The organism is Megasphaera sp. NM10 (assembly GCF_000417505.1).
In the GTDB taxonomy this organism is placed as follows: Bacteria; Bacillota; Negativicutes; order Veillonellales; family Megasphaeraceae; genus Megasphaera; species Megasphaera intestinihominis.
Genome location: NZ_APHY01000065.1, coordinates 18075 through 27529 on the forward strand (window position 1 = coordinate 18075; position 9455 = coordinate 27529).

Annotated in this window: 13 protein-coding genes; all 13 read right to left on the reverse strand. The window is 55.0% G+C overall.

The features are described 5' to 3' along the window. Nucleotides 1-96: 96 nt before the first annotated feature. On the reverse strand, nucleotides 97-543 hold the full coding sequence (gene larC / locus NM10_RS10030) for a nickel insertion protein (RefSeq protein WP_239639701.1): 447 nt from the start codon (nucleotides 541-543) through the stop codon (nucleotides 97-99). Nucleotides 544-548: 5 nt separating this feature from the next. Then, nucleotides 549-1226, reverse strand: a complete 678-nt coding sequence (gene larB, locus NM10_RS10035; RefSeq protein ID WP_020311466.1) for a nickel pincer cofactor biosynthesis protein LarB — start codon at nucleotides 1224-1226, stop codon at nucleotides 549-551. A 2-nt stretch (nucleotides 1227-1228) separates the two neighbouring features. Then, nucleotides 1229-1822, reverse strand: a complete 594-nt coding sequence (locus tag NM10_RS13380) for a TrmH family RNA methyltransferase (protein ID WP_239639702.1) — start codon at nucleotides 1820-1822, stop codon at nucleotides 1229-1231. Next, nucleotides 1774-2037 (reverse strand): hypothetical protein, encoded by a 264-nt coding sequence (locus NM10_RS14720; RefSeq protein ID WP_020311468.1) that lies wholly within the window; start codon nucleotides 2035-2037, stop codon nucleotides 1774-1776. Before NM10_RS14720 ends, NM10_RS13380 begins: the two co-directional genes overlap by 49 nt. Before the next feature lie 88 nt (nucleotides 2038-2125). Further along, a complete protein-coding gene (locus NM10_RS10050) occupies nucleotides 2126-2602 on the reverse strand; it encodes a hypothetical protein (protein WP_020311469.1) in 477 nt (158 codons plus the stop codon). Between the two features lie 13 nt (nucleotides 2603-2615). After that, nucleotides 2616-3107 (reverse strand): pantetheine-phosphate adenylyltransferase, encoded by a 492-nt coding sequence (gene coaD / locus NM10_RS10055; protein WP_020311470.1) that lies wholly within the window; start codon nucleotides 3105-3107, stop codon nucleotides 2616-2618. A 3-nt stretch (nucleotides 3108-3110) separates the two neighbouring features. Further along, the gene (gene rsmD, locus NM10_RS10060; RefSeq protein WP_020311471.1) at nucleotides 3111-3668 is read right to left on the reverse strand and encodes a 16S rRNA (guanine(966)-N(2))-methyltransferase RsmD; all 558 of its coding nucleotides are present in this window, start codon (nucleotides 3666-3668) and stop codon (nucleotides 3111-3113) included. Nucleotides 3669-3722: 54 nt separating this feature from the next. After that, nucleotides 3723-4346 carry a glycerol-3-phosphate 1-O-acyltransferase PlsY gene (gene plsY, locus NM10_RS10065; RefSeq protein ID WP_020311472.1) on the reverse strand — a complete coding sequence of 208 codons (624 nt, stop codon included), beginning with the start codon at nucleotides 4344-4346 and terminating at the stop codon, nucleotides 3723-3725. Next, nucleotides 4343-5674 (reverse strand): ribosome biogenesis GTPase Der, encoded by a 1332-nt coding sequence (der, locus tag NM10_RS10070; protein WP_020311473.1) that lies wholly within the window; start codon nucleotides 5672-5674, stop codon nucleotides 4343-4345. The genes plsY and der overlap by 4 nt, the downstream gene beginning before the upstream one ends. Nucleotides 5675-5743: 69 nt before the next feature. Next, on the reverse strand, nucleotides 5744-7702 hold the full coding sequence (locus NM10_RS10075) for a bifunctional 4-hydroxy-3-methylbut-2-enyl diphosphate reductase/30S ribosomal protein S1 (RefSeq protein ID WP_020311474.1): 1959 nt from the start codon (nucleotides 7700-7702) through the stop codon (nucleotides 5744-5746). Further along, the gene (locus NM10_RS10080) at nucleotides 7699-8313 is read right to left on the reverse strand and encodes a lysophospholipid acyltransferase family protein (protein ID WP_020311475.1); all 615 of its coding nucleotides are present in this window, start codon (nucleotides 8311-8313) and stop codon (nucleotides 7699-7701) included. Before NM10_RS10080 ends, NM10_RS10075 begins: the two co-directional genes overlap by 4 nt. Further along, the gene (gene cmk, locus NM10_RS10085) at nucleotides 8313-8981 is read right to left on the reverse strand and encodes a (d)CMP kinase (protein WP_020311476.1); all 669 of its coding nucleotides are present in this window, start codon (nucleotides 8979-8981) and stop codon (nucleotides 8313-8315) included. Before cmk ends, NM10_RS10080 begins: the two co-directional genes overlap by 1 nt. After that, the coding region (locus NM10_RS10090) for an NAD(P)/FAD-dependent oxidoreductase (RefSeq protein ID WP_020311477.1) at nucleotides 8969-9455 on the reverse strand (487 nt) is incomplete at its 5' end. The genes cmk and NM10_RS10090, both read right to left, overlap by 13 nt.

A 9455-nucleotide genomic window follows, 5' to 3' on the forward strand; every position in this document is an offset into this window, starting at 1 on the left:
CTTTCAAACTCCCCGTCCTTTCAGGACGTACTACATAATGAGCTTAATGACTATTATACATGGACAATCGTATTTTGACAATATCCTCTGCCCATTCTATTCCGCAAATTGCCGATATGCCGCTTCCTTCACTTTGCGCTGCCAATCCTTCAGGGGCGTCCCTGTCTCAGCGGCGGCAGCCCGGCAATCATCGTATTCTGCCGATATGTTGACGACCTTGCCGTCATAGCGGCAGACCTTGCAGTGCAGGTCGCGGCCATCGACGCGGACCGTCGTGATGAGCCGGTCGCAGGCCAGGCGGGTCACTGGGAAGAAGCGGACGCCAATGGACGTCGTCTCCCTGACAATGACGCCGATGAGGGTGTCGATGAGTTCCTGACGGCACAAGACGCAGAGCATAGAGGCCATGCGGCCTTTCTTCATCATCATCGGCATGGCCCAGACATCGTTGGCGCCCTGAGCCAGGATGAGGGAAAAGACGTATTCCATGTTCTGCGGGTTCATGTCATCGATATTGGCTTCCAGCTGCCATAATGTTTCCATTTCCATCACCTCAAGCGATTCATCGTATCGGCCAGGCGGCCAGCGCCGAAGCCGTTGTCGATATTGACGACGGATACGCCGGCAGCACAGCTGTTGAGCATCGCCAGGAGGGCCGACAGGCCGTGGAAATTGGCACCATATCCGATACTGGTCGGCACAGCGATGACCGGTTTGTCGACGAGGCCGCCGACGACGCTGGCCAGAGCCCCTTCCATGCCGGCGACGACGATATTTACGTTGGCCCGGCGGATATCATCGACGCGGGCCAGGAGGCGGTGGATGCCGGCGACGCCGACGTCGTAGATGCGTTCAACGCGGTTGCCCATGATTTCCGCCGTCAAGGCCGCTTCTTCGGCAATGGGGATATCGCTCGTCCCGGCGGTAATGACCGAAATGAGGCGGTCGCCATTGACGACGGTTTTATCCTTATGCTGATAGACCATACGGGCCAATTCGTCATACTGGGCAGCCGGATGGCGTCCGGCCAGGGCGTCGTAGACGGCCTTATCGGCCCGCGTGCCGATGACGTTGTCGTACTTCTCCATAAGGATGTCCAGGATCCGTACCGACTGATTGACAGTCTTGCCGGCACAGTAGACGACTTCCGGGAAGCCGCAGCGCTGCTGACGCTGCAAGTCCAGTTTGGCAAAGCCCAAATCGAGGGTTTCCTTATTTTCTTCCATAGTTACTCCTTAAAACCATTTTTTTCCCATGCCTTATATAAGACGATGCCGACCGACATGGACAGGTTCAGCGATTCCGTATCGGGACGCATGGGGATGGTCAGTACGTCATCGCAGCAGTCCAGGAAAGGACCAGGCAGGCCGTTGCCTTCGTTGCCGAAGGCCAGGATGACAGGCTGGCTGTAGTCGGCGTCGACATACGAGACGGTCCCTTCCGGAGCCGTCCCATAGACCTGGCGGTCCTCGTCGGCACAGAACTGGTCCAGCTGTTCATCGGTCACGTCCTGGACGACGGGGACCTTGAAGATAGCCCCCATGGCACTGCGGATGGTCTTGTCATTATAGACGTCGACACTGCCTTCGCTGAGCAGGACGGCGCCGGCATTGGCCGCAGCCGCCGTGCGCAGGATGGTCCCCAGATTGCCCGGGTCCTGGATGGAGCGCAGATAGAGGACGGCCTTTTCCGGCGCAATGGCCGGCAGGCTGTCGAAAGTATAGGCAAAGAAAGGCAGCATGGCCGCCAATCCCTGGGGCGTCCTGGTGTCTTTCAGCTTGTCATAGACGCTGTCGGTGACGGCATAAAAAGTCCATCCCAATTCGAGGCCTCTGGCATAGAGGCTTCAAAGCCATCCAGGGCCCGCCCCTTTTCCGAGACGAAGCAGATGGCATCGGGAATAGCCATGGCCGCTGCGTCGGCAATGACCCGCAGGCCTTCGACGAAGACGCGCTGATGGGCCTGGCGGCCTTTCTTCTGCTTCAGGGAGCAGGCCATCTTGACCCACTGGTTGTCGCGGGACGTAATTTCGTTCATAGTACCTCCTATCTACCCGCCATGCGGATAAAAAAAGGGACCTCGCATGATAACTTTCATGCGACAGTCCCTCTCGTATAAGCCATGATTACTGCTGATCCGGCTTGTCGTCCTGATGTCCGTTATTCTTGAGCAGGCTTTCGCGGTTCTGCTGGATGCTGGACAAGGTCTTTTCCAATGTCGATTCAACGTATTTGAGGACATCGCCGGCATAGGTAATGGAGCTGTTCTTCAGCTGTTCCGACGAATCGTTGGCATTCTGGATGATCTGGTTGGCATGTTCCTGAGCCTGCCGTACCAGTTCGCTTTCTTCTGTCAATTTGGCAATATAATCCTTGGCCTGGGCGACCATGCTTTCGGCATGATGCTGGGCATCGGAAATGATCTTATCTTTTTCGGACAAGACTTTCTTGGCCTGTTCCAATTCGGCCGGCATGGATTCTTTCAAATCGTCGATGATCTGAAGGATTTCTTCTTCTTCGACCATCTTCTTATTGGTAAAAGGCATCTTCGAGGCGTTCATTACCAAACTTTCCAAATCTTCTAACAGTTTATCCGAATTCATGTATTCTCCACTCCTAAGCATTGTACTTGTCTGCAAACTTCTCTTTCAGTTTCTGTTCGACATAATCGGGAACCATATCGTCGAGCTTGCCGCCGAAGCAGGCCAGTTCGCGGATACCTGTCGAGCTGATATACGAATACTGGGTACTGGTCATGATGAAGACCGTTTCGATACGCGGTTCCACCTTCTTCATGAGCAGGGCCCGCTGGAATTCGTATTCAAAATCGCTCAGGGCGCGCAGGCCGCGGATGATGATAGTCGCACCGTGTTCGATGGCATATTCGTTGAGCAGGCCATGGAAGCTGACGACTTCGATGTTGGGAATGTGTTTTGTCGTTTCCCGCAACATCTCTTCCCGTTCTGCCATCGAGAACAAGGGCTTCTTTGACGGGTTCTCAAAGACAGCGACGATGAGCTTGTCGACAAGCTGGCTCCCCCGTTCAAAAATGTCAATGTGTCCGTTGGTGACAGGATCAAAACTGCCGGGACAAATACCGATTCGCACTTTCTAGACTCCTTCCTGACGACGGCGGATAAAGGCAATCCGCGTGTCTTTCCCATAGGATTTTTCTCTGATGACCTCATACAATGGGCTCTCCGTTATACCTTCGTTCCGGCTGTATTCCATCAGAATCAATCCTCCCGGAGCCAGCAAATCGTATTCACCTATCAAAGCGATTGTATCGTTCACCAAATTTTTGTTATACGGCGGGTCCGCAAAGATATAATCAAATTTGCGTCCCTGCAGCCGTGCCAGGGCTTTGGCCGAGTTAAGGCGCAGCACTTCGACGCAGTCTGCAAAGCCGCAAAGGGCTGCATTCTGGCGGATGAGCTGCTGCGTGTAATGGTCGATGAAGACAGCCGATGCCGCACCGCGGCTCAGCGCTTCCAGACCGAGGGCACCCGTACCGGCAAAGATATCGAGGACAGCGGCACCGCGCAGGCCGCCGCTGTTTTCGAGGATGTTGAAGAGACTTTCCCGCGTACGGTCCAGCGTCGGCCGGGTCAGCATCCCCTTCGGGGACTTCAGGACCCGTCCTCTGGCACTGCCGGATATGATTCTCATAGGATCACCTGCTCGTACATAGTTAATTATACACGTTTTTTATTACATATCAATCTATTTTTTCTTAATTCGTTCGACCTTCAGTTCCTTGCCGTGCATGAGGCGGATAATGTTGTCTTTATGGCGCACGACGACCAGCAGGGCTGCCAGCAGGCCGAAAATCGTCAGCGGCAGAGGTTCGTTGAAAAAGAACATGGTAACGGGCACCAGGATGGCCGCTACGATGGAACCGAGGGAGACGATGCGCGTCAGGGCGACGATGACGGCCCAGACGCAGAAGACGATGAGCGTTTCCCACGGGGCCAGGAACAGGATGATGCCCAGGCCCGTGGCGACGCCTTTGCCGCCTTTGAACTTGAGGAAAATCGAGCACGAATGGCCGACGATGGCCAGCAGGCCGCCGGCGATCATGAAGTAGATCTGCGTGTCCGTACTGCCCAGGCCCGACTGGCTGGCGACCTGGCCGAGGTAGACGCCGAGCATCCCCTTGGCGACATCGCAGATGAGGACCAGCAGGCCGCCGACGGCGCCGAGGACGCGGTAGGCGTTGGTCGCCCCCGTGTTATGGCTGCCGTAGTCCCTGATATCCGTATGATACAAGGCCTTGCCGATGACCAGACCGCTTGGGAAGGACCCGGCGATATAGGCCAGTACCAGGCAGAGGATTCCGAGCATCATAAGCTTTCACCGTCCTTCTTCCCGCGCAGGATGAGCCGGATCGGCGTCCCTTCAAAGCCGAAGGTTTCGCGCAGGCGGTTTTCCAGAAAGCGCAGGTACGAGAAATGCATGAGCTGCGGTTCGTTGACAAAGAGGATGAACGTCGGCGGCTGGACCGAAGCCTGGGTCATGTAGTAAATCTTGAGCAGCTTGCCGCCCTTGGCCGGCGGCGGATTGGTCAGCTGGGCATCTTCGATGAGTTCGTTGAGGACGCTCGTCGACACGCGCATGTGCTGCTGTTCCGACACGAACTTGACCATGTCGGCCAGGCGGTTGATGCGCTGCTTGGTCAGGGCCGAAGCGAAGAGGATGGGCGCATACTGGAGGAAAGCCAGTTCGCGGCGGATGTCTTCTTCAAATTTGTGGCTCGTCTTGCTGTCCTTTTCGACGAGGTCCCACTTGTTGACGACGATGATGCAGCCCTTGCCGGCTTCATGGACGTAACCGGCGATCTTCGTATCCTGTTCGGTCACGCCTTCTGTGGCATCGATGACCAGGACGGCGATATCCGAACGGTCGACGGCGCGCAGGGCCCGGACGACGCTATAGCGTTCGACAGGCATGTCGATCTTGGCCTTGCGGCGCATACCGGCCGTATCGATGAGGACGAAATCCGTCCCTTCATAGGACCAGTGGGTATCGATGGAATCGCGCGTCGTCCCCGGCACGTTGCTGACGATGACCCGTTCCTGCCCCAGGAGGGCATTGGTCAGGGATGACTTGCCGACATTCGGCCGGCCGACGAGGGCGATGTGGATGGCTTCGTCGTCATCGTCCATGGCCGGGACTTTCTTGATGTACTTCAGGACTTCGTCGAGGAGGTCGCCGAGGTTCATCAGGTTGACAGCCGAGACGCCGATGGGGTCGCCCAGGCCGAGGCTGTAAAATTCGTAGATATTCATTTCTTGTTCGACGCTGTCGATCTTGTTGACGACCAGGATGACCGGCTTGCCGCATGAGCGGAGGAGGTGGGCGATTTCTTCATCCTGAGGCTGGACGCCGACTTTGCCGTCGACGACATAGAGGATGACGTCGGCTTCGCGGATGGCCAGTTCAGCCTGATAACGCATACTGGTAAAGATATGGTTATCTGAATCGACGAATTCGATGCCGCCCGTATCGATCATGGTGAATTCCTGGCCGAGCCATTCGGCGTCGAAATAAATGCGGTCGCGCGTCACGCCGGGAATGTCTTCGACGATGGAAATGCGCTTCTTGACAATGGCATTGAAGAGCGTCGATTTGCCGACGTTCGGACGCCCGACGACAGCGACTAAGGGTTTGTACATGGCAGAATCCTTTCTATAGACGAAAAAAGGATAACCGGTAGAGCCCGGCTATCCCCTTTTTGTGAAACCTTAGTTGTTTTCTTCTTCTTTATCCTGGTTATCGAGATAGTTGCGAACTTCCTGTTCTTCTTCATCTTTCTGAATGGCCAAGACGCTGAGAGAAATCTTTTTCTTATCCGTATCGATGCCGATGATCTTGACGTTCATGACATCGCCGATGTTGACCAGGTCTTTGACAGCAACGCCGCGTTTTTCCGTCAATTCGGAAATGTGGAGCAAGCCCTGCAATTCCGGATCGATGGCCAGGATAGCGCCGAAGGGCAGGAGCTTCTTGACTTCGCCTTTGACGATATCGCCGACTTCAAATTTTTCGATAGCAGCGATCCAGGGGTTCTTCTGGAGTGCTTTCAAGGACAAGGAAATACGGTTCCGTTCTTTATCGAATTTCTGAACGAGGACCTGGAGTTTTTCACCCGTATGGAGAACGGCATCGACAGAGCTGATGCGTTTCCAGGAAATGTCGGAAATGTGGAGCAGGCCTTCTACGCCGCCGAGATCGATGAATGCACCATAGGGCATGATCTTGACGACCGTGCCTTCGAGGACAGCGCCTTCTTCAATGTGTTTGAGGGCTTCTTCGCGTTTTGCTTCGCGTTCTGCTTCGAGGACGGCTTTGCGGGAAAGGACGAGGCGGTTCTTGTGTTCGTCGATGTCGATGACTTTGACCTGGAAGGTCTGGCCTACGAGATAGTCCAAAGATTTAACGAATTTGATATCGCCCTGGGAAAGGGGAATGAAACCACGCAGGGATTTGATGGAAACGACAAGGCCAGCCTTGTTCGTTTCTTTACCTGTACATTCGACGAGCTGGTCGTTTTCAAAAGCATCGCGGACTTCTTTCCAGTCTTCGACTTTTTTCATCTTGACGAGGGAAACGACGATAGCTCCTTCTTCTTTGATGTTGTTGGCGATTTCAACAGTCAGTTCGTCGCCGACTTTGACAAAGTCACTTGCTTTTTCCGGAGCGGGAACAGCCATTTCCTTTTTCGGCAGGATTGCTTCTGCTTTCGTACCGATGGAAACATAGGCAGCATCATCATTCACAGAAATAACCGTGCCTTTGACCACGTCACCTTTCTTTGGATTTTCTTCATAGTCATACTTGTCCAACAATTCTTCACTCATTACTTCTGTGCCTTCAGCTTGCAAATTTTCCATAATCTTAACAACCTCCTGTATTATCCAATCCGGCGTGGAAGCGCCGGCTGTAATGCCTATATGATTCATACCACGGAACCAGGCCGTATCCAATTCGGCTGCTGTTTCGATGTGGTATGTCGGGCAATCCTGTTCACGGCATACCTGCGCGAGGCGACCTGTGTTGGCGCTGTTCTTGCCGCCAATGACGATCATGGCGTCCACATGGCCTGCCAGTTCTATCGCTGCCTGCTGACGCTGCTGCGTCGCCGTGCATATGGTCATATGCACATCGAGATGATTGGTCTTTCGTTGCAGGATAGCGGCGATACGCTTGAATTGCTCTTGAGAGAACGTCGTCTGGACGACGACTCCCATAGAATCGCAAAAGGGAATTTTTTCAGCTTCTTCTTCCCCATCTATTATAATAGCATGATTTGCCCCCCATTGTGAAATGCTAATTACTTCAGGATGGGATTTTTCTCCTACTATTATGAGTTTTTCGCCCTTTTCGACGATGTTTTTAGCGTCTTGTTGGGCCTTTTTGACGTGTGGACACGTCGCATCTATGACTTTTAGTTCTTTTTGGTCAGCCTGTTCATAGACATCCGGGCCGACTCCGTGAGAGCGTATCAGGACGACAGCCCCCTTGTCGACATCGTCCAGCGAGTCGACCGGCGATACGCCATGAGCGGCTAAACGCCCGACAACTTGCGGATTGTGGATGATGGGCCCCAGGGTATGCGTCCCCTTTTCGGCCTGCCCCGCAAGCTCGACAGCCCGGCGCACACCATAGCAAAAGCCACAGGCCGCGGCGAGAGTTACTTTCATTTTGCGTCCCCTTTATACTGATTTTGCATAGCTATGATAATATCGCGGATTTCGTCGGAAAAACCTTTGACCAAGTCGCGATCCGATGCCTTTCCCTGCGGTGCCGGGACGAGTTTGCCAAAGATGACCCGGACGGGACCGGTCTTTTTCGGCAGGAATTCGGAATTGACGATAGCTGCCGGCAGGACCGGCACCTTGGCCTTGATGGCGATTCCGGCAAAGCCTTCATGGAAAGGCCCGACTTTGCCGCCCCGCGTCCGCTTCCCTTCAGGGAAAATCCCCAGGACCTCGCCGCTCTTCAAGACCCGAAAGGACTCGATGACGGCTTTGCGGTCGATGTGGCCGCGGTGGACCGGGAAGGTGTGGACATAGCGCAGGAACCAGCCCATGAGGGGATTGCGGAACAATTCCTCTTTAGCCATGAAATGGATCAGATGGTGGCGCATGGCCGTCCCCAGCAGGAGCGGATCGAAATTGCTGGCATGATTGCAGACAACCAGGAACGGCCCCTTTTCGGGGATGTTCTCTTCACCGATGACTTCCATGCCCAGGACGCCGTAGGTAGCGACATTGAAAATCTTGCAGATCACGCCATATGTAAAGGTATGCATCAGCCTCGCTCCTTCATCAGGCCCAGGATGACGTCGGCCGTCTGCTCTAAATCGAGATCGCTGTTGTCGACGACGATGGCATCGTTGGCCTTCTTCAGCGGCGAAACGGTGCGGTGCGAATCCATATCGTCGCGGGCGGCGATACTGGCAGCGATTTCTTCATACGTCTCGCTGCCACCTTTGGCCTGGACTTCCAAATAACGGCGGCGGGCCCGGGAATCGACAGACGCCGTCAGGAAGATCTTGAGGTCTGCCTGGGGCAGGACGACAGTCCCGATATCGCGGCCGTCGAGGATGACGCCGCCTTCTTTGGCCATGGCCTGTTGTAATTTTACCAGTTTTTCCCGTACGACTGCAAGAGCCGCGACGGCAGAAACATGGGAAGATACGCGCTGGGTCCGGATGGCTTCGGTCACTTCCGTCGGTCCGACGTAGACGCGGCACAGGTCTGCCTGCGGTTCCAGGCGGATATCAATGGTATCGACGAGGTCACGGACCGTTTTTTCATCAGAAAGGTCGATGCCTTTTTCCAGGACGGCCCAGGTAAAGGCCCGGTACATGGCACCCGTATCGATATACAAGTAATGGACCCGGTTGGCCAGGACCTTGGCGACACTGCTCTTGCCCGCTCCGGCCGGCCCATCAATGGCAACCGTCAATTTTCGCATGGTATGCACTCCTTTGTAGCGGCCGCCGTTCCGGCGACGAAGCCCGTCGAAAAGGCTGCCTGCAGATTATAGCCGCCTGTAAAGGCGTCGATGTCGATGACTTCTCCGGCAAAATAGAGATTGGGGACAAGTTTCGACTCCATCATCTTGGGATTGATTTCCTTGACGGCAATGCCGCCAGCCGTGACGATGGCTTCTTCAATGGGACGCGTCCCGGTCACGGTCAGGCTCAGGGCCTTGAGGGTATCGACCAGGTCCTGCCGCTGTTCCCGGGAAATCTGGTTGACCGGACAGGCAGCGGCGATGCCGGCCTGGTCGAGGACGATGGGGATGAGCCGCTGCGGCAGGAGGTCCTTCAGCCATTGGCGGCTTCTTTGCGGATGTATTCTCGAAATCCCGCCGCAGCCGGGCGTCGAGCTTTTCCTTGGACAAAGCCGGTTTGAGGTCGATGCGCAGCTGCATGGGAAAACGCAG